The following is an 18,814-nucleotide window of genomic DNA, read 5'->3' as shown; positions in this document are numbered from 1 at the left end:
CCCTTGCACTTGGCCCGTCAAAGCCGTAATCCCCCCCCCGTGGCGATTTGTTAACCGGATTGCGGGCCACGTTAAACATGCCGCTAAAGAGGTCGGACGGAGGGGCCCCTTTCGCGAGACCGCGATGGGGCTTTTTTGTTGAGGAACGGAACGATGGCAAAAGGCAAACGCACGAACCTGGTGCATGGCGGCACAAGGCGCAGCCAATGGGGCGAGGTCAGCGAGGCGATCTTTCTCACCCAGGGTTTCGTCTATGACACCGCCGAGGCCGCCGAGGCGCGATTCATCAAGGCGGGCGACGACGAGTTCATCTATGCCCGCTACGGCAACCCGACCGTCCGCATGTTCGAAGAGCGCATCGCCCTGCTCGAAGGGGCCGAGGACGCCTTTGCCACCGCTTCGGGCATGGCGGCGGTCAATGGTGCGCTGTGCTCTATGCTGCGGGCGGGCGATCATGTGGTCTCGGCCCGCGCCCTGTTCGGATCCTGCCTGTATATCCTCGAAGAAATCCTGACCCGTTATGGCGTTTCGGTGAGCTTTGTCGACGGCGCCGATCTCGACCAGTGGCGTGCCGCCATTCGCCCCGGGACCAAGGCGGTGTTCTTTGAATCGATGTCGAACCCGACGCTGGAACTGGTCGACATCGCCGGCGTGGCAGAACTGGCCCATGCGGTCGGCGCCACGGTTATCGTCGACAACGTGTTCTCGACGCCGATCTTCTCGGATGCCATCGCACAGGGCGCCGACGTGGTGATCTATTCCGCGACCAAGCATATCGACGGGCAGGGGCGCTGCCTGGGTGGCGTGATCCTGGGTACGCAGCAGCATATCCGCAAGGTGGTCGAACCCTACATGAAGCACACCGGCGGCTCGCTGAGCCCGTTCAACGCATGGGTGCTGCTCAAGGGGATGGAGACGCTGGACCTGCGCGTACGTGCACAGGCCCAGAGCGCGCAAGCCATTGCCGAGGCGCTTGACGGCCATGCCAAACTGTCGCGGCTGATCTATCCGGGCCTTCCCGGCCATCCGCAACACACCCTGGCGCAAAGCCAACTGGGAACGGGCGGCACGATGCTGGCGCTCGAGGTCAAGGGCGGCAAGGACGCCGCCTTCCGCCTGCTCAACGCGTTGGAAATCATCGTGATTTCCAACAACCTCGGGGATGCCAAGTCGATCGCGACGCATCCCGCCACGACTACCCACCAGCGCCTGACGCCCGAACAGCGTGCCGGTCTGGGCATCGGAGACGGGCTGATCCGCTTGTCGGTGGGGCTGGAGGACAGCGCCGACCTGGTCGAGGACCTGCTGCGCGGGCTTGACGCTATCTAGCGTCGGGTCGCGGAAAGAGTGATCCGGAACCATTTGCCCATCGTAACACTTGTAGAAATTGGACATCGCGGTTCGCGATACCTATCTCAAGAACAAGTCAACGACATGCGAGGGGGCCTGATCCATGAACATCCACACGCCGGATATCGACCTGAAACCCAGCCGCGAGGAAGCGGAACAGGCCCTGGCACTGCTGCGGCGCTGGACTGGCAAGGCACACGACGCCGAAATCGCCGAACTGGATCCGATCCTCGCCCGGTTGACGCCGGATGCGCAGCCGGATGCCTATCCGGTGCTCAACCGCGACTACCCCCACGGCTTTGCGGCAGACGCGGCCTACAAGGCGACGCTGCCCGACCTGCAGAACGGTCCGTCATCGCTTATCAAGGGCGCGAACCGGACGATCCAGCATGTCGGCATCTCGAACTTTCGGCTGCCGATCCAGTATCATACGCGCGACAATGGCGACCTGACGCTGGAAACCAGCGTGACCGGCACCGTCAGTCTCGAGGCTGACAAGAAGGGCATCAACATGTCCCGCATCATGCGCAGCTTCTATGCGCATGCTGACAAGACCTTCAGCTTCGAGGTGATCGAGGCGGCGCTGGACGACTACAAGAGCGACCTCGAATCGTTCGACGCCCGCATCAACATGGCCTTCCGCTTTCCTCTCAAGGTGGCGTCGCTGCGGTCCGGCCTGTCGGGCTACCAGTATTACGACATCGCGCTGGAATTGGTCGAGAAGGACGGCGTGCGCCGCAAGATCATGCATCTCGACTATGTGTACAGCTCGACCTGCCCCTGCTCGCTGGAACTCAGCGAACATGCCCGTCGCGAGCGCGGCCAACTGGCGACCCCGCATTCGCAGCGCTCCGTCGCGCGGATCTCGGTCGAACTGGTGCCCGGCGAATGCCTGTGGTTCGAGGACCTTATCGAAATGTGCCGCCGCGCCGTGCCGACCGAGACGCAAGTCATGGTCAAGCGCGAGGACGAGCAGGCCTTTGCCGAACTGAACGCCGCCAACCCGATTTTCGTCGAGGATGCGGCGCGGCTGTTCGCCGAGGGCTGCCAGACCGATGCGCGTATCGGCGATTACCGCGTGGTTGCCAGCCACCAGGAAAGCCTGCACAGCCACGACGCGGTGTCGGTCCTGACCGAGGGACGCACCTTTGCCTCCGACAGTCTCGACCCCAAGCTGTTCTCGACACTGTTCCACGTCGGCTGATCGCTTTCCCGACCGCACAACATGCGCCCGCCCCTCCGGCGGGCGCTTTTTTTGTGCAACGGGCCCTGGCGGGCCGTGGTCACGCAGCCGTGTTTACCGGTGGGCAAGCCTTTTGCCCCATGCTGCCCGGGTGGGAGGAAACCGATCGCCAGACAGGAGGTTTCCGAAATGCCGACTGATAACGTGCGGATCGCCATGGGCCATGACGCCCTTGGGCCACGCATCGACCTTTTCCTGACCGGAGTCGGATTCGGCTTCAATCCCGGCCGAATCCGGCGCGCGCGCCTGCCCCAGATCATCGCGCTCGAGGCCTCCAGCGACGAGGAACTGGCCCATCTGGGCATCGACCGCGAGGGCATCCTGCCGCATGTCTTTCGCGACCTCATGGGCTGAGCGCCGGGGCTCTCGCGTCACGCTTGACAGTCCGGGTCAGGCGGGCCAACGCTGCGGCCATGTTCGATATCCGCCCCGTCGCCTATGTGATCGGCCTGCTGGTGGCCTGTCTCGGCGCCACCATGCTGCTGCCGATGCTGGTCGACATCGCCGAGGGGCGGGGCGAATGGCCGGTCTTCTTCGAAAGCGCCGTGATCACGATGCTGGCCGGCGGCATGACCGCGCTGGCCTGCTCGAACGGCGTCAAGGAAGGGCTGAGCCTGCAGCAGACCTTTCTTCTGACCACCGGCGTCTGGGTGGCGCTGCCGGTTTTTGGCGCTATCCCCTTTGCGCTCGGCGCAACGCAGGCCAGCTTCACCGATGCCTTTTTCGAGGCGATGTCGGGCCTGACCACGACCGGCTCGACGGTATTCACCGGGCTTGAGACCCTGCCCAAGGGATTGCTGTTGTGGCGCGGGCTGCTGCAATGGTTGGGCGGCATTGGCATCATCGTCGTGGCGATGGTCTTTCTGCCGGAGCTGCGCGTCGGTGGCATGCAGATCTTCCGCTCCGAGGCCTTCGACACGATGGGCAAGATCCTGCCCCGTGCGACCCAGATCAGCGCCTCGATCTCGACGATCTACGTCTCGCTGACGTTGCTCTGCGTGTTGTGTTACCTGCTGACGGGCATGAACGCCTTCGACGCCACGGTGCATGCGATGACCACCGTATCGACCGGCGGTTTCGGCAATTACGACGCCAGCTTCGGCGTATTCCAGGGACCGGCGGAATACGTGGCCTCGGTCTTCATGATCCTCGCGGCACTGCCTTTCGTCCGCTATGTCCAGCTGATGGCCACCCGCAACCCGCGGCCGATGCTGAGCGATAGCCAGATCCGTGCCTTTCTCGGCACCATCGCGGTGCTTGTCGGCATGGCGTGGTCGATCCTGTTCTTCCTCTTCCCCCACGATCACGAACAGGCCCTGCGCGAGGCGCTGTTCAACATCACCTCGATCATCTCCGGCACGGGATATGCCAGCGTCGACTACATGCAGTGGGGACCATTCCTGATCATGCTGTTCTTCTTCATCGGGCTGATCGGTGGCTGCGCCGGATCGACCGCCTGCTCGGTCAAGATCTTCCGCTACCAGCTGCTTTTCGCCTCGATCAAGGTCCAGCTCCGCCGCATCCGCGCGCCGCACGGTGTCTTTGTCCCGCGCTTTCAGGGCCGACCCGTCAGCGACGAGGTCCTGTCCTCGGTGATCTCCTTCTTCGTCTTCTTCGTGGTCTCGCTGGGGGTTCTGTCGGTCGCTCTGTCGATGACCGGGCTAGACTTCATCACCTCGGTTTCGGGGGCGGCGACGGCGCTGGGCAATATCGGCCCCGGCCTCGGAGACCAGATCGGCCCGGCGGGCAATTTCGCCGGGCTCAACGACACGGCCAAGTGGATGCTGAGCTTTGGCATGCTGGCCGGGCGGCTGGAATTGCTGGCCGTCTACGCCCTGTTCACCGTCCGATTCTGGAGGGCCTGATGCCAAGACCGCTGGGTGCGCAAATCTCGCACATGCTCAAGGACCGGGGGGTGGACGTCGTCTTCGGCATTCCCGGCGTGCACAATATCGAGATGTATCGAGGGCTTGAAGAGGCCGGTCTGCGTCACGTCCTCGCCCGACATGAACAGGGTGCGGCCTTCATGGCCGATGGCTATGCCCGCGCGACGAGACGGCCGGGCGTCTGCTATCTGATCACCGGGCCGGGCCTGGTCAACGCCATGACCGCCCTGGGTCAGTCCTACAGCGACAGCGTGCCGGTCCTGGCCCTCGCCTCCTGCCTGGACGAGACGGCGGCGCGTCGTGGCCAATTGCACCAGATGCGCGACCAAAGGGCCGCTGCCGCCACGGTTTGCGACTGGTCCGAAGAGGCGCGTTCGCCGCAGGCGGCCTATGCGCTGGTCGACCGGGCGCTGTCCGAATTCGCCAGCGCCCGCCCGCGCCCCAAGGCGATCCATGTGCCCATTGCGGCGCTCGGCGCTCCGGCCGAACCCTTTGGTCCGGCACCGGCGCATCCCACCTTGCCCCAGGCCGACGTGGCGCAGGTGCGCGCCGTGCTCGACCGGGTTCTTGCGGCGCAACGGCCCGTGTTCATCCTCGGCGGCGGCGCGCGCGCCGGCGCAGGGGCCATCGCCGCCGTGCTGCGAGGGACGGGTGCCGCCAGCTTTACCACCATCGCCGGGCGCGGCCTGGTCCCGGTCGAGGCGCCGCTGCATTTCGGCAGCTTCCTGCCCCGGCCCGACAGCGCCCGCGTCTTGGCCAGTGCCGACCTGGTGATCGCCTTGGGCACCGAACTCAGCGAGACGGATCTCTGGCGCGGCGACCTCGGCCATGACGCCCCGATGATCCGTGTCGATCTCGATCCCCGGATGCTGGCGCAGGCCCGCGCCGGCGATACGCCCATTCTCGGCGATGCCGGTGCACTCCTTCGCGCCATGGCTTCGGCCCTCGCCACGTCCGACCACGACGCCCCCTCCGGCTGGGATGCGGCAGAGGTCGCCGCCACCCGTGCCCGCTGGCGGGCCGAGGTCATGGCCGAGCGCCCCGCCATCGTGGAAACCGTCGATGCGCTGCGTGCCGTCATGCCCGACGACGCCATGATCTGGTCCGACATGACGCAATTCGCCTATGCCGCGACAGAGGTCTGGGACATGCCCCGACCGGGTCACTGGCACCACCCGGTGGGTTTCGGCACGCTGGGCTACGCGCTGCCGGCGGCGATCGGCGGCGCGGTCGCGCGCCCCGGCCTGCCCACCGTGGCGATCCTCGGCGATTACGGCCTGCAGTATACGCTGCCGGAACTCGGCACCGCCGTGGAACTGGGACTCGGCCTGCCGATCCTCGTCTGGGACAATGCCGCGCTGGGCGAGATCCGCGACGCCATGACCCGGTCGCAGATCGCCCCCACAGCCGTGACCGCGCGCAACCCGGATTTCCTCGCCCTGGCCCGCGCTTACGGTGCCCGTGCTGCGCAGCCAGACAGCCTGGCCGCGCTGCAATCCGCGCTGCGAGAGGCCTTCGGCGCCCCCGTTCCCACCGTCATAAGGATGACCCCGGCCATGCTCTGACCGGGGCTTCTTCTGGCCTCAAACATCCCGGGGGAGTCCCGAAGGGACGGGGGCAGCCCAATCCCCGCCAAGTGTCAGCCCAGTTCGGCCAGCCGGTCCAGCGCGGTTTGAAGCGTCGCCGCCTCTTCTTCGCGCGCGGCGAGGTTGGCCTTCGTCTCCTCGACGACCTCCTCGGGCGCGCTTTCGGCGAATTTCGGGTTCGACAACCGTCCCTTCAGCCCGCCGATCTCCTTGCCCAACTTGGCCAGCGACTTCTCCAGCCGCGCCGCTTCCGCCGCGACGTCGATCAGGTCGGCGACGGGCAGGCCGAAGGTGGCGCTGCCCACGGGAATCGTGATGCAGCCCTTCGGGAAGGCCGTGACCGTGTCCAGCGACTCGATCCGCGCCTGGCGCTGGATCAGGGGGGCATTGCGCTCCCACGCGCCGCGCGCCGCGTCGTCCAGCCCCATGACCAGCATCGGCACCTGCGCGCCCGCCGGCACGTTGACCTGCGCCCGGGCCGAGCGCACGCCGTCGATCACCTCGATCACGAAGCGCATCTCGGCCGCCGCATCCGCATCGACCAGCGCCGAGGTCAGGCTTTCGGGCCAGTCCGCGTGCACCAGCATCTTGGGCCGCGCCTTGTGGCCCCAGAGTTCTTCGGTCAGGAAGGGCATGAACGGGTGCAGCAGGATCAGCGCCTGGTCCAGCGCCCAGGCATAGACCGCGCGCGTCTCGTCCGCCTCGGCCCCGCCCGCGTCGAAGACCGGCTTGGTGAATTCCAGATACCGGTCGCAGAACGTGCCCCAGAAGAAGGCATAAAGCGCATTCGCCGCATCGTTGAACCGGTATTCAGCCAGTGCCGCGTCCACCGTCTCGCGCAGGATTGCCACCTCGCCGATGATCCAGCGATTGAGCGGCAGCGTCGCCGCCGGCACCGCGGCCTGGTGCGGCACCTCCCAGATACCTTTCAGGTCGCCAAAAGACGCCGCCTGCCAGATCTTGGTGCCGAAATTGCGATAGCCCTTGATCCGATCCACCGACAGTTTCAGCACACCGCCGATTGACGCCATCGACGCGTTGGTGAAGCGCAGCGCATCGGCGCCGAACTCGTCCACGATCTCCAGCGGGTCGATGACGTTTCCGGTGGTCTTGGACATCTTCTTGCCCTTCTCGTCCCGGACGAGCTGGTGCAGGTAGACCGTGTGGAACGGGATCTGATCCACCACCGCAAGCTGCATCATGATCATCCGTGCCACCCAGAAGAAGAGGATGTCGAAGCCGGTGATCAGCACGTCGGTCGGGAAGAAGCGCTTTAGTTCATCAGTCTGCTCGGGCCAGCCCAGCGTGCCGATCGGCCAGAGACCGGAGGAGAACCAGGTGTCGAGAACATCGGGGTCGCGCCAGACCGGGTAGACCAGGCGGGTCGGGTCTTGCGACGCCTCGTAGTCGGCCAGGGTTTCGGCAAGCAGATGCGCCGCAGCGTTCCGGTCGGACACCTCGACCACGCGGGCGTGGTTCAGCGGCGTGGGCAGCCCGGCGAGCACGTCGTCGAACTGCGCCTTGACCGCGCCGAAGTCATGCGCCGCGTGGTGGCGTTCCTCGCCGCGCAGCAGCGTCTGGGCGTTCATCAGGCGGCCCATCTCGACCAGGTCCAGCGCGCCGTCGCCCTCGTCGTCCGAGAAGCCTTCGCCCGACAGGTCGAACCCGTACCAGACCGGGATCTGGTGGCCCCACCAGAGCTGGCGGCTGATGCACCAGGGCTCGATGTTCTCGAGCCAGTGGAAATAGGTCTTTTCGCCGCTTTCCGGCATGATCCGGATCTTGCCAGAGCGCACCGCGTCCAGCGCGGGGCCAACGACCTTTTCGGCGTCGACGAACCACTGGTCGGTCAGCATCGGCTCGATCACGACCTTCGAGCGGTCGCCGAAGGGCTGCATGATCGGCTTGGCCTCGACCAAGGGCACCAATGCCGCCGGATCGTCATCCTCGCCAAGCTTGCGGCCAAGGCGCGGATCGTCCGCGCGGATCATCACCGCCAGCCCCTCGGCTGTGATCTCGTCGATCACCATGTCGCGGGCGGCAAACCGGTCGATCCCGCGCAGATGGTCGGGGACGAGGTTCAGCGTATCGGCTTCGGTTTCGGTCAGGCTGCGTTCGCCCCGCGCGACTTCTTGCGCGATGGCGGCGGCCTCGGCGTAGGGCAGGCCGTCGTCGCGCATCCAGCCCTTCGTATCCATGAGGCGATACATCGGGATGCCGCTACGCTTGGCGACCTCGTAGTCGTTGAAATCATGCGCGCCGGTGATCTTCACCGCGCCCGAGCCAAAAGTCGGATCGGGATAAAGGTCGGTGATGATCGGGATCAGGCGGCGATGTTCTTTCGGCCCGACCGGGATCTCGCAGAGCTTGCCGACGATGGGCGCATAACGCTCGTCCGAGGGGTGCACGGCCACCGCGCCGTCGCCCAGCATGGTCTCGGGGCGGGTCGTGGCGATGGAGATGTAATCCCGCGTCTCGCGCAGGGTGACATTCCCGTCGGCGTCCTTCTCGACGTATTCATAGGTCTCGCCGCCGGCCAGCGGATACTTGAAGTGCCACATGTGGCCCGCGACCTCGATGTTCTCGACCTCGAGGTCGGAAATCGCCGTCTCGAAATGCGGGTCCCAGTTGACCAGTCGCTTGCCGCGATAGATCAGGCCCTTTTCGTACATGTCCACGAAGACCTTGATCACGGCGTCGTGGAAATTGCCCTTGGAGTCCGCCTCGGGCGCGCCGGGCGCGCCGGACATGGTGAAGGCGTTCCGCTCCCAGTCGCAGGAACAGCCCAACCGCTTCAGCTGGTTGATGATCGTGCCGCCATATTGCGCCTTCCAGTCCCAGACCCGGGACAGGAATTCCTCTCGGCTCAGGTCGGTCCGCTTCTTGCCTTCCTCGGCCATCAGCCGCTTTTCGACCTGAAGCTGGGTTGCGATGCCGGCATGGTCCTGCCCCGGCTGCCACAGTGTGTCGAAGCCGCGCATCCGGTGCCAGCGCACGAGGATGTCCTGCAACGTGTTGTTGAAGGCATGGCCCACATGCAACGCGCCCGTCACGTTGGGCGGCGGGATCATGATGCAGAAGGACTCGTCGCGCTTGCGGTTCGCACCGGCGCGGAAGGCGCCCGCCTGTTCCCACTCGGCCGAGATGCGCGGTTCGACCTCGGCTGCGTTGAAGCTCTTTTCCATCGCTTTCGTCCCGTCTGATGCGTTGCCTCGGCAGATAGCCGGATGGGGACGGGATTGGAAGGGGGAGGCTCCCTGATTGGGGAGGTGAGGGGCCGCGCCAGGTGTTGCGCAGGAGGATATTGCCCCACACGTTTTTTGGTTTCTGGCAGGGCAAAACGAAAAAACGGCGACGCTCAGGGAGGAGGAGAGAGCGCCGCCGTTCAGGTAACGGACACCCCAGGGAGGAGGAGAGGGGCTCCGATCGAAATCTGGCGCGGCGGTGCCAGGGAGGAGGAGAGGCACCGCCGCCTAGTGTCTGACCGCAGGGAGGAGGAGAGCGGCCATCACATCTGTTTGGGGCTTTCGCCCCTGAATGTCGGTGCGACGGTGCCAGGGAGGAGGAGAGGCACCGTCGCTGTCGATGTCGGCCCAGTTGGGAGGAGAGAGCCGGTCATCGGTCGGGGCAGAGGCCCCATCGTGTCGGCAGCGTCATCGAAGGGAGGTTCGATGAGACTGCCGTCATGTCTCAGACCTCGTAGGCGGCCTGCCAGGCCAGGCGGCGCAGGTCGCACCGGCTGAGGCCCAGATCGGCCAGTTCACGATCCGACAATTGTGCCAGTTCGCTGAAGGTCTGCTTGTAGAGACGGCGGCGCGCCAGGCGCGCCCGGACGTCGATCATCAGTGCTTCGACCCGGGCGACGGGGCCGCCCCGGGATGCACTGTTCGAGTTGCTTGCGTATGCCATGTTCCTGTGCCTCAGTGGCTGTCGTTTCCTGTTGCACCCAAGATGGCGCTAATGCTGCAACTGCACAATGCATCGCTCGACAATGCTGCCATGCAGCAATTGCATATGCAAACCCTTGGATTCGTGCGACTTACGCCTAAGGCGTCAGCAATCGGCATCTTTTCCGGGCGGTGACGCAAGGGAAGGTTGCCAGCAGTCCCTTGCAAGGAGAGATGCAAAGATGTCGTTAACCAAGGACAAGGTGCTTGAGGCGCTCGCGCGACTCGCGCTGCCCGATGGTGGGTCCCTCGTATCGCGTGACTTGATTCGTGCCCTCACGGTGGAGGGTGGTGCGGTGCGTTTCGTCATCGAGGCGCCCAGCGCCGAAATTGCCCGCCAGATGGAGCCGCTGCGCCGCGCCGCGGAGGCCACGGTGATGCAGGTGCCGGGCGTGACTGGCGTCAGCGCCGTCCTGACCGCGCACGCCGCCGCGCCCAAGGCGCCGCAGCTCAAGCTCGGCGGCCATCCCACGGCGCAGGCCGGGCCGATGCGCCCGCCGGGCGTCAAGACGATCCTGGCCATCGGGTCTGGCAAGGGCGGCGTGGGCAAATCTACCGTCTCGTCGAACCTCGCCGTGGCGTTGGCCCGGGCGGGCAAGCGGGTGGGCCTTCTGGATGCCGACATTCACGGCCCATCGCAGCCGCGCATGTTCGGCCTGACCCAGCGCCCCGCCAGCCCCGACGGCAAAACGATCATTCCGCTGCGCGCGCATGGCGTCACGGTCATGTCCATCGGCTCGATGCTGGCCGAGGACAAGGCTGTGGTCTGGCGCGGGCCGATGCTGATGGGGGCGCTGCAACAGATGCTGATGCAGGTGGACTGGGGCGAGCAGGACGTGCTGATCGTCGACCTGCCGCCGGGCACGGGCGACGTGCAGCTGTCACTGTGCCAGAAATCCGAGGTCGCAGGCGCCATCGTGGTCAGCACCCCGCAGGACGTGGCGCTGCTGGATGCGAAAAAGGCGCTCGACGCTTTCGCCACGCTCAAGACGCCGGTGCTGGGCCTGATCGAGAACATGGCGGTGTTCACCTGCCCGCATTGCGGCAAGGACAGCCATATCTTCGGCCATGGCGGCGTCGCGGCCGAGGCCGAGCGGCTGGGCCTGCCGCTGTTGGCGCAACTGCCCATCGACCTCGACACGCGGCTGGGCGGGGATGGCGGTGTTCCGGTCGCGACCGGCAGCGGGCCGATGGCCGAGGCCTATGCGCGGCTGGCCGATCGCCTGATCTCGGGCGGGATCGTCTGAGGCGCGCTCAGACCGCGCGGGCCAGGTGCAGGACCAGGTCCGTCACCAGCGATGCCGGGTCGATATTAACCGCGCGGGCATGGCGCGCGCGGTCGCACGCCGCCTGCGCCGCCGCCGCCCATCGTTGCGCGGCCCGCGCATCGGGGGCGAGGCGGGTCAGCACCTTTCCCTCTCCTGGCGCGATCTCGACCGCCGGGGGATGCCCCGTGGCGCCGGTGCGCGCGATCCGGGCGCAAAGCTGGTCGGTCAGTGTCAGCAGCAGGCCGAGCCGGTCCTCGGCGCCCTTGCGGCCGGCCGTCTCGGACAGCGCCATCATGCGTCCGCGGTCCAGCGTCGGCAGGCTGGCCAGCACCGCCAGCAATTCGCGATAAAGCGCAAGCCCGTCAAGGTTGACCAGCCGGATGGCAGCCCCGGCCGAGCCGCCGGCCAGTTCCGCCAGTGCGCCTGCGTCCTCGGGCGCGATGACCACGCCCGCCTGGTCCAGCGCACGGGCCATGTCAGCGGGCGCCAGCGGCGCCAGCCGCAGAGTCCGGCAGCGCGAGCGGATCGTCGGCAAGAGCCGCGCGGGCTGGTGACTGATGAGCAGCAGGGTGGTGCGCGCGGGGGGCTCCTCGAGCATCTTCAGCAACGCGTTGGCGGCCTGCATGTTCAGCTCGTCCGCCGCATCCACGATCACCACGCGCCGCCCGCCATCCGCCGCCGACAGGCTGAAGAACCGATGCAGCTTGCGCACCTCGCCGACGCTGATCTGCGCGGCCAGCTTGTCGCCCTTGTCGGTCGGCCCACGGCGCAGCAGGAAAAGGCCCGGTTCCGACAGCGCGCGCATCCGGCGCGCGACGGGGTGCTCTGGCTCGACATGCAAATCTTGCGGCGGGGGCGGCGCGCCGAACAGCCCGTCGCCGGACTCTTCCGGTGTCGTCAGCAGGAAGCGCGCCATCGCCCAGGCCAGCGTCGCCTTGCCGGTTCCCTGCGCGCCGGTCAGCAGCCAGCCGTGATGCAGCCGCCCCGAGGCATGGGCGGCCAGGAACTCGGCCTCGGCGGCGGCCTGTCCAAGGACGACGGGTGCCATGCGCGGATGCGGTGCACCTGCGATGACGTCCGGTTCGGGCAGGTCGATCAGATCGCTCATGACACGGCGACGGCCAGCCGGGCAGAGACCGCGGCGCGGACGTCGGCGGCGACCGTATCGACCGCGCGATTGCCGTCGATCACGACAAAGCGGGCGGCGAATTCGCGGGCGAGGTCCAGAAAGCCCTGCCGCATGCGTTCTTGCAGCGAGAGGCCGAAATCCTCGAACCGCTCCTCGGGCGTGGCACGGGCCTTGGCGCGGGTCAGGGCGGCGCCCGGGTCCATGTCGATCAGCAGCGTCAGGTGCGGCTCCAGCCCGATCATCAGGTCATGCAGGCGGTCGACCTTGGCGCGTAGATCGCCCCGCGACAGGCCCTGATACATCCGCGTGCTGTCGGCGAACCGGTCGCAGATCACGACCTTGCCCGCTTCGAGCGCGGGGCGGATCGTCCGTTCCAGGTGGTCGCGGCGGGCGGCTGTGAACAGCAGCAATTCGGTTTCTGCCGACCAGCGATCGGGGTCGCCTTGCAGGACCAGGGCGCGGATCTCTTCGGCGCCGGGGCTGCCGCCCGGCTCGCGCGTCAGGATCACGTCATTGCCCAGCTCGCGCATGTGGTCGGCCAGCAGCCGCGCCTGCGTGGACTTGCCCGACCCGTCGATGCCCTCGAAGCTGACGAACAGTCCCCCGCCCGTCACATCGCATCCCCGGGGCGGTTCTGCACGCGCGCCAGAAGGTGCTGCCCGGCGGTCATCACCCGGTCGACGAATCCGGCCGCCGGAACCGCGCGGTCCGCGAATAGCGGCAGGCGCGTCTCTTCAAGGCCCTCGGGGCGAATGATGAGCTCGGCCAGTTGCTGGCCCTCGGTCACCGGCGCGCGGATCGGTCCGGTATAAACAACCTCGGCCTTCAGCGGTTCGACCGGCGCGGTGGGGAGCAGCAGCGTCAGGTCCTCACGCGCGACCAGGCCCACCTTTTCCTCGGCCCCCATCCAGATATCGGCTTCGGCGATGGCGGTATCCTTCGTCACGACGGTCTGTTCGGCGAATTGCCGAAAGGCCCAGTTCACGATCGATTCCGATTCCTCGGCCCGCGCCTTGGCGGTATCCAGACCGGTGATGGCGAAGATCACCCGCCGGTCGCCCTGCCTGGCCGATCCCACCAGCCCGAATCCGGCCTCCTGGGTATGCCCGGTCTTTAGCCCGTCGGCCCCGATCCCCAGCCCCAGCAGCGGGTTGCGGTTGAAGCGGTTCTGGCTTTCGTTGGGATCGAACAGGAATTCCTGTTCGGCGAACATCGGGTAGAATTCCGGGAAATCCTCGATCAGGCGGCGCGCCAGAAGGCCGAGGTCGCGCATCGACATGACATGGCCCGCGGCGGGCCAGCCGTTCGAGTTCTTGAAGATCGAGTTGGTCATGCCCATCTGCTGCGCCCGCTGGGTCATCATGCGGGCAAAGCCGTCTTCGGTGCCATCGGGGCTGAGCGCCTCGGCCAGCACGACGCAGGCGTCGTTGCCCGACAGCACGATGATCCCGCGGATCAAGTCCTCGACCTTCACACGCTCGCCGGCCCGCAGAAACAGTGTCGAGCCACCGTAATCCATCGCATGCTGCGAGACACGCAGTTCCTCGCTCAACGAAAGGCGCCCGTCGCGGACCGCCTCGAAGGCGACGTACAGCGTCATCAGCTTGGACATGGACGCCGGCGGCAACGCCTCGTCGGCGCGCTTGGCCAGCAGGACGGTGCCGGTGGTCTGGTCCATCACGAAGGCGGCGTTGGCGCGCGTGTCGAATGCCCAAGCCTGCGCGGCGGTCAGGGCGATCAGGGCGGCGGAGGCCAGGAGGCGGCGGGGCAGGGCGGTCATGGGCGGCAGGCTCCCTTGCGAGATGCGAGTCATGTCCTTGCGGTTATCGCGCAAAGTGCGGCGGGTGTCATCCCGCCGCCCGGGCCTGCGTCGGCATCTAGTTGCTGACGGCGTAGGCGTCGGTAAAGCCGCTTCCCTTGATCTTCTTCAGCAGCACGTCCATCTCGCCCTTGTCCTGCGCCGGGCCGACAACGACCCGCCAGAAGGTCTTGCCCTGCGAATTCTGCTTCTTGACCGTGGGCACCATGCCTTCCTGCCGCATGGCGACGGCGGTGTTTTCGGCGTTTTGCTCGACGCTGAAGATGCCGATCTGCACGTAAGGCCGGGACAGACCCGAGGCCTTGGCCGGTTTGGGTGCCGGCGCGGCGGCGGGCGTGGCTTGCGGCGTGTCCGTCGAGGTGATCGCGGCCGCGGGCATTGTGGGTTTTGCCGGGGCAAGCGCGGCGGTCTCGATCGCTGCGGCAGAACCGCTTACGACCGGATCGGCCGGAGGCAGCGCGCCTTCGGCGACTTCGGGCGCGGAGGGTACGGCGCCCTCTGCGGCCATTGGGTCGGCCATCGGCATGGCCTCTGCGGGGGCCTCCTCGCGGCGCAGGGCAACGACGTTCAGGTTCGTGGGCTGGCCCGCCAGCATGCCGACCGCGGCGGCTGCGTCGGAGGATACCTGAAGGCGCGGCCCCGGCGACTGCCGTTCCCTCCTGAACAATGCGCCGATGACGAACTTGCCGTTCTGCTCGTTTCGGATGATGACGCGTTCCGGTTCGGTGACGTCCGGATGCGCCACCCAGACGCCGCCAAGCGAGGGCCGCCCGTCCCAGAGACCGGCCTCTGTCGCCTGGAAGACTTCGGGCGCCTCGACGTCGCGCTCGACCGTGCCGCCGCCGCCTGTCGCGGCGCGTGCGACGGTCTCGTCCCCGCCGGATTTCTGTAGGAATCCCGGCATCTGGCCTTCCGCACAAGCGGTCAAAAAGGCCAGTCCCGCGATCAGGACCGAGTTGCGCAGACCCGTGCTGCGATGGGCCGATGTCCGGTAGCTCATGTTCCGCCTCTTGCCTGTGTCGTCCGCATGTTCCGCGGCTGCGCCGGGTTGACCCGGTCGCGTCTGCCTCTTTCGGGGCGATTTCCGCCCCTTGTGCAAGGCAGATTAACCGTTTGTCCGCGTTCTGAAAAGCCCGCAACGCGTGGATGCGCGATTTTCCGGCACGGTGCGCTTTCAGAATCGCCATGGCGGGTCTATCTGCATCCGCACGCGGAGGTTTGGCAGAGTGGTCGAATGCGGCGGTCTTGAAAACCGTTGGGCGTGAAAGCGTCCCGTGGGTTCGAATCCCACAGCCTCCGCCAGATTGCCCTGTAACGCTATGAAATGATTTCGTAATGCTAAGGGTGTAAGCATCGTTCCACCATCCTTGCCACCAATAAATTCGCTATTGCCTGCCACGTCGTGCAGTCAATTGCTTCAAATTTCGTTTTGAAGGCCTCGTAGGCTGGCTAGTCGGGCGCAAGTCGGTTCGAGCTGTATCTTGATCGCCGGATCGCCAAGTTGAAGCCGGCCAAGACGCAAAGTCAGATCGCCGCTGACCCAGAGATCCCCAACCCGAACATGGTCGCTATGATCAAGACTGGCGCCAGCAAGCTGGCGCTCGACTGTGTGCCATCGATGGCGCGTGCGCTGAAGCTCGAGCCCGCTTACCTGATGCACATGGCCATCGAGGGGTTGATAGCCGGAAATGTGGCACAGGAGGGGATCGCGGTCTTCGGAACTCTGGTGATCGAGAATGAGACGACGTGGCTCGAGGCGCTGCGCGAGGTGTCGAACGAGACCGATCCACGGCTGACCGCCCGGGCGTGGAAGTTACTTTTCGCCGTCGCCGTGAGATGAGGCGATGTCTGACTTGTCCGAACTATCCGCGTAAGTGGTGTCCATGCCGCGTCCCACTGCGGACAAATGAGTGGTGCTGACCAAGACGAACCGGAGCTGGTTGTGCTTCCTGCCGGACACAAGGGCAGGGCGTGTGGCTCCTACACCGCGCCGTTTGCAGCTGCGGAGCGCGGACTGACATCCAGGCCGAAGATTTTTTCGAGCAATCGTATGCGTCCCTCCCATGTGATTGCAAAAACATAGGCAAGCTGATGGACTGCCGCTGAACCTGGTGGCCTTCGGCTCTTGAAGGGCATAAAAAAATCAGGAGTGAACGCATGTCCCAAAATGGATACGACATATACCTCTCGGTGAAGCAGGTGGCCACGCGTCTTGGCGTTTCCGCGGACTCGATCTGGCGGTGGAAGCGGAACGGAGAGTTCCCCGAGGCGGTGAAACTCGGAGGCCGCACGACACGGTGGCGCCTGACCGATATCGAGGCTTGGGAGGCCGCGCGGAGCGCGTGTTTCCTGATGCACCTGGATATTGGCTAGTCGCGACGTCGCTTAATGATGTCGCAGCTCTCATCCGCGAGCTGATGCCAGGCGGAACGGCGCTAGGCGCCGTTCCGAATGCGGTAGTTGAGCCGCACTCGCCTTACACGATCATGAGACGCCGCGGCCTTCCCCGTGCACATAAACCACAAGAAATGGGTGATCCCGATGACTTTCCACTCAAGTTTCAACAGTCTTTCAGCGCGCCAGCGTATGAAGTCCGAACTCGTAAGCCGCCTGTCCGAGTTTCGGTTCGACTACTTCGTCACTCTCGCGACCAACCACAGCACGTTGACCCCGCGCGCGATGAGGGACCGCCTGAAGATCTGGGACGCGCGTATGAACCGGTTCCTTATCGGTCCCAAATGGAACAGGCGTCCGGATGAGCGCCTCGTGTGGTTCGCGTTCCTCGAGAAGGCCGCGGTCAATCCCCATTGGCATCTCCTCGTCGAACTCGATCCTGCGCCGCCATCCGCTACTGCGAAGGCTAGGCAGGCGCGGTTCGAGATCGAGGCCAAACTGAACTGGGAGGGGCTGGTGAAATCTGGCGATGTCGACGTGAAGACCGTTGCTGATCCGCGTGTGATCGAGTATTGTTCCAAGGAATTATGGAGCGACGATGCCTTTACAGCGTTCGTCTGCTCACGGGAATTTCAGAACAACAAATAGGCGACTGACTGGGGCCTGCCGGAGACTCCGTGGGTGACCATCTACAGCCTTGTCAAAGCTTCCGACCGCTGGGTAAATCCAGCGGCGGTTGCGTTCTATTGTCTATCAAGAACAACTCCTTATCTCTTAGGTGCCGAGCGCAGCGAGGCATCCGGCGCAGCGTCACGAGGCCGAAGGCCGAGGGATGCGAGCATACTCCGCTATATCGCCACATCGCTCCGCCGGCACCTAACGCACTCCCACGGACGACGTTGCTACAGAAAACAGGTGGCGCGTTTCGACGCGCGAAGCAGTTCCGAGCAGCCCACGCGGGAACCAAAATCAAGAGCTTCGGCAACTCCCACCGCCCCGTAACGAAGACAGATGCTGTTCGCGGTCTTCTCAGTAACCTGCTTCGCCGGGTCGACAACTTCCGTGCGGCAGCATACTGCCTTGTCTATATACCGAGCGCGCTCACCATGACGCGTGCTCATCGGGTGAATATCCTGGAGCCGAGAACCCCAGCGCAGCGTCACGAGGTCGAAGGCCGAGGGACGCGAGTATAACCCTACTGCGTAGACTCATCGCCCATCGGGAACCCAACGCACTGCCATACACGCCATCGCAATAACGAACGCAGCAGTAGCAGGGAGCTGCTGCGTTCAGGAGTGCGAAGCATGACGAAACGGACACATCCCCACGCGGAGACGCGCCTGGCGAAATTCATCGACCGTCGGATCCTCGAACTGGCGCCCAGGAAGTCGCAGCGCGACATCGCCTTGGAAGCTGGGTTCAAGACCCCGAACGTTGTATCCATGATTAAGTCGGGAGCCACGAAACTTCCCCTGGATCGCGTCCCGGCCATGGCCGCCGCGCTTGAGGTCGATCCCCGGCACCTCTTCAATCTTGCCCTTGAGCAGGTTGGTCTCGAAACGACCCTCAAGGCAACGCGCGACATCTTCAACGTGATCGTCACGCAGAACGAGGCAGCCTGGCTCGAGGAAATCCGCGACGCCAGCGACCACACCGATCCTCGCCTGACCCAGCGCGCCCGCGCCGCCATCCGCGGGATCTTCGGCAAATGAACCGCCGTGTTGTTGAGGGCTTCCAGCTTCCGGATGGCTCACCGGAGCTTACAGAGGCGGAAATGACGTGGATCACCTTTCTCCGCGACATCTACCCCGGGCCCGTGGAGCCACCCAGGCTGCGCGCGATACAAGCGCTCAGGGAGGGTATGCGGCCCCGCCCGCCGGATACGTAGCCGGCATCGGAGGAGGCGCTACACGGGGCCTCTACGGGGCTCTCGAAGCGCGTCACCTCATCGCCGAGATAGAAAAAGCGCGGATGGGTAATGCCCACCGGGTGGTGCAGAATCTGGCCAGGGAGGGCATGGGCGATGTTCGGATGGCTCTCGGTTACGAACGCCTTTCGGACGTGCGCGGCAAATCCTCGGAGGTGAACGACGGGCTGATTGTGGCGATGTTCAAACTACGCCGCGGCAGAGCCCGGATCCTGTCCACAGCGACAACTCGCTGTTCGGAGCGTTCTGATCTTCCGGTCTGGAA

Annotated in this window: 16 protein-coding genes, 1 tRNA gene and 1 riboswitch; of the genes, 11 read left to right on the top strand and 6 right to left on the bottom strand. The window is 65.5% G+C overall.

All coding sequences use genetic code 11. The features are described from left to right. The first annotated feature begins 29 nt into the window (after positions 1-29). Positions 30-108: riboswitch (SAM riboswitch) on the top strand. 45 nt (positions 109-153) lie between these two features. From metZ to KB874_RS20965, 5 genes are all read left to right on the top strand, one after another. Further along, positions 154-1,329 carry an O-succinylhomoserine sulfhydrylase gene (gene metZ, locus KB874_RS20985; RefSeq protein ID WP_212538524.1) on the top strand — a complete coding sequence of 392 codons (1,176 nt, stop codon included), beginning with the start codon at positions 154-156 and terminating at the stop codon, positions 1,327-1,329. A gap of 124 nt (positions 1,330-1,453) precedes the next feature. Then, the gene (gene folE2, locus KB874_RS20980) at positions 1,454-2,554 is read left to right on the top strand and encodes a GTP cyclohydrolase FolE2 (protein ID WP_212538523.1); all 1,101 of its coding nucleotides are present in this window, start codon (positions 1,454-1,456) and stop codon (positions 2,552-2,554) included. Between the two features lie 168 nt (positions 2,555-2,722). After that, positions 2,723-2,947, top strand: a complete 225-nt coding sequence (locus KB874_RS20975; RefSeq protein ID WP_212538522.1) for a hypothetical protein — start codon at positions 2,723-2,725, stop codon at positions 2,945-2,947. Between the two features lie 59 nt (positions 2,948-3,006). Next, positions 3,007-4,458 (top strand): TrkH family potassium uptake protein, encoded by a 1,452-nt coding sequence (locus tag KB874_RS20970; RefSeq protein WP_212538521.1) that lies wholly within the window; start codon positions 3,007-3,009, stop codon positions 4,456-4,458. Continuing rightward, a complete protein-coding gene (locus KB874_RS20965; protein WP_212538520.1) occupies positions 4,458-6,044 on the top strand; it encodes a 5-guanidino-2-oxopentanoate decarboxylase in 1,587 nt (528 codons plus the stop codon). Before KB874_RS20970 ends, KB874_RS20965 begins: the two co-directional genes overlap by 1 nt. Positions 6,045-6,118: 74 nt before the next feature. On the opposite strand, the gene KB874_RS20960 is transcribed toward KB874_RS20965, so the two are convergent. Together KB874_RS20960 and KB874_RS20955 are read right to left on the bottom strand one after the other, a co-directional pair. Then, the gene (locus KB874_RS20960) at positions 6,119-9,250 is read right to left on the bottom strand and encodes a valine--tRNA ligase (protein ID WP_212538519.1); all 3,132 of its coding nucleotides are present in this window, start codon (positions 9,248-9,250) and stop codon (positions 6,119-6,121) included. Between the two features lie 505 nt (positions 9,251-9,755). Beyond that, positions 9,756-9,974 (bottom strand): DUF1127 domain-containing protein, encoded by a 219-nt coding sequence (locus KB874_RS20955; RefSeq protein ID WP_212538518.1) that lies wholly within the window; start codon positions 9,972-9,974, stop codon positions 9,756-9,758. Between the two features lie 220 nt (positions 9,975-10,194). Here KB874_RS20955 and KB874_RS20950 point away from each other — a divergent pair, with 220 nt between their 5' ends. Beyond that, entirely contained in the window at positions 10,195-11,259 is a 1,065-nt protein-coding gene (locus tag KB874_RS20950; RefSeq protein ID WP_212538517.1) for an Mrp/NBP35 family ATP-binding protein, read from the top strand. Between the two features lie 7 nt (positions 11,260-11,266). Here the strand turns inward: KB874_RS20950 and KB874_RS20945 are convergent, their stop codons facing one another. The 4 genes from KB874_RS20945 to KB874_RS20930 form a co-directional block, all read right to left on the bottom strand. Next, on the bottom strand, positions 11,267-12,388 hold the full coding sequence (locus tag KB874_RS20945; protein ID WP_212538516.1) for a DNA polymerase III subunit delta': 1,122 nt from the start codon (positions 12,386-12,388) through the stop codon (positions 11,267-11,269). Next, positions 12,385-13,023, bottom strand: coding sequence for a dTMP kinase (gene tmk / locus KB874_RS20940; RefSeq protein ID WP_212538515.1), 639 nt, complete (start codon positions 13,021-13,023; stop codon positions 12,385-12,387). The genes KB874_RS20945 and tmk overlap by 4 nt, the downstream gene beginning before the upstream one ends. Further along, on the bottom strand, positions 13,020-14,189 hold the full coding sequence (locus KB874_RS20935) for a D-alanyl-D-alanine carboxypeptidase family protein (protein ID WP_212538514.1): 1,170 nt from the start codon (positions 14,187-14,189) through the stop codon (positions 13,020-13,022). The genes tmk and KB874_RS20935 overlap by 4 nt, the downstream gene beginning before the upstream one ends. Positions 14,190-14,286: 97 nt before the next feature. Further along, a complete protein-coding gene (locus KB874_RS20930) occupies positions 14,287-15,228 on the bottom strand; it encodes an SPOR domain-containing protein (protein ID WP_212538513.1) in 942 nt (313 codons plus the stop codon). A gap of 212 nt (positions 15,229-15,440) precedes the next feature. Here KB874_RS20930 and KB874_RS20925 point away from each other — a divergent pair. From KB874_RS20925 to KB874_RS20905, 5 genes are all read left to right on the top strand, one after another. Then, positions 15,441-15,530 (top strand) — tRNA-Ser (locus KB874_RS20925). 268 nt (positions 15,531-15,798) lie between these two features. Continuing rightward, positions 15,799-16,068, top strand: a complete 270-nt coding sequence (locus KB874_RS20920; RefSeq protein WP_249200706.1) for a hypothetical protein — start codon at positions 15,799-15,801, stop codon at positions 16,066-16,068. Positions 16,069-16,385: 317 nt separating this feature from the next. Continuing rightward, positions 16,386-16,601 carry a helix-turn-helix transcriptional regulator gene (locus tag KB874_RS20915; RefSeq protein ID WP_212538512.1) on the top strand — a complete coding sequence of 72 codons (216 nt, stop codon included), beginning with the start codon at positions 16,386-16,388 and terminating at the stop codon, positions 16,599-16,601. Between the two features lie 168 nt (positions 16,602-16,769). Next, positions 16,770-17,270 (top strand): hypothetical protein, encoded by a 501-nt coding sequence (locus KB874_RS20910; RefSeq protein ID WP_212538511.1) that lies wholly within the window; start codon positions 16,770-16,772, stop codon positions 17,268-17,270. Between the two features lie 656 nt (positions 17,271-17,926). Then, a complete protein-coding gene (locus KB874_RS20905; protein WP_212538510.1) occupies positions 17,927-18,334 on the top strand; it encodes a helix-turn-helix transcriptional regulator in 408 nt (135 codons plus the stop codon). Positions 18,335-18,814: the final 480 nt, after the last annotated feature.

It is taken from the genome of Thetidibacter halocola, assembly GCF_018224955.1.
GTDB lineage: Bacteria > Pseudomonadota > Alphaproteobacteria > Rhodobacterales > Rhodobacteraceae > Thetidibacter > Thetidibacter halocola.
The sequence above is the reverse complement of the archived record's forward strand: the minus strand, read 5'-3'. Positions and strand labels throughout refer to the sequence as shown.

Bases quoted from the DNA above. Each gene is read 5' to 3' on its own strand.
- metZ (WP_212538524.1), top strand. From the start codon at position 154: ATGGCAAAAGGCAAACGCACGAACCTGGTGCATGGCGGCACAAGGCGC.
- folE2 (WP_212538523.1), top strand. From the start codon at position 1,454: ATGAACATCCACACGCCGGATATCGACCTGAAACCCAGCCGCGAGGAA.
- KB874_RS20975 (WP_212538522.1), top strand. From the start codon at position 2,723: ATGCCGACTGATAACGTGCGGATCGCCATGGGCCATGACGCCCTTGGG.
- KB874_RS20970 (WP_212538521.1), top strand. From the start codon at position 3,007: ATGTTCGATATCCGCCCCGTCGCCTATGTGATCGGCCTGCTGGTGGCC.
- KB874_RS20965 (WP_212538520.1), top strand. From the start codon at position 4,458: ATGCCAAGACCGCTGGGTGCGCAAATCTCGCACATGCTCAAGGACCGG.
- KB874_RS20960 (WP_212538519.1), bottom strand. From the start codon at position 9,250: ATGGAAAAGAGCTTCAACGCAGCCGAGGTCGAACCGCGCATCTCGGCC.
- KB874_RS20955 (WP_212538518.1), bottom strand. From the start codon at position 9,974: ATGGCATACGCAAGCAACTCGAACAGTGCATCCCGGGGCGGCCCCGTC.
- KB874_RS20950 (WP_212538517.1), top strand. From the start codon at position 10,195: ATGTCGTTAACCAAGGACAAGGTGCTTGAGGCGCTCGCGCGACTCGCG.
- KB874_RS20945 (WP_212538516.1), bottom strand. From the start codon at position 12,388: ATGAGCGATCTGATCGACCTGCCCGAACCGGACGTCATCGCAGGTGCA.
- KB874_RS20935 (WP_212538514.1), bottom strand. From the start codon at position 14,189: ATGACCGCCCTGCCCCGCCGCCTCCTGGCCTCCGCCGCCCTGATCGCC.
- KB874_RS20930 (WP_212538513.1), bottom strand. From the start codon at position 15,228: ATGAGCTACCGGACATCGGCCCATCGCAGCACGGGTCTGCGCAACTCG.
- KB874_RS20920 (WP_249200706.1), top strand. From the start codon at position 15,799: ATGATCAAGACTGGCGCCAGCAAGCTGGCGCTCGACTGTGTGCCATCG.
- KB874_RS20915 (WP_212538512.1), top strand. From the start codon at position 16,386: ATGTCCCAAAATGGATACGACATATACCTCTCGGTGAAGCAGGTGGCC.
- KB874_RS20910 (WP_212538511.1), top strand. From the start codon at position 16,770: ATGACTTTCCACTCAAGTTTCAACAGTCTTTCAGCGCGCCAGCGTATG.
- KB874_RS20905 (WP_212538510.1), top strand. From the start codon at position 17,927: ATGACGAAACGGACACATCCCCACGCGGAGACGCGCCTGGCGAAATTC.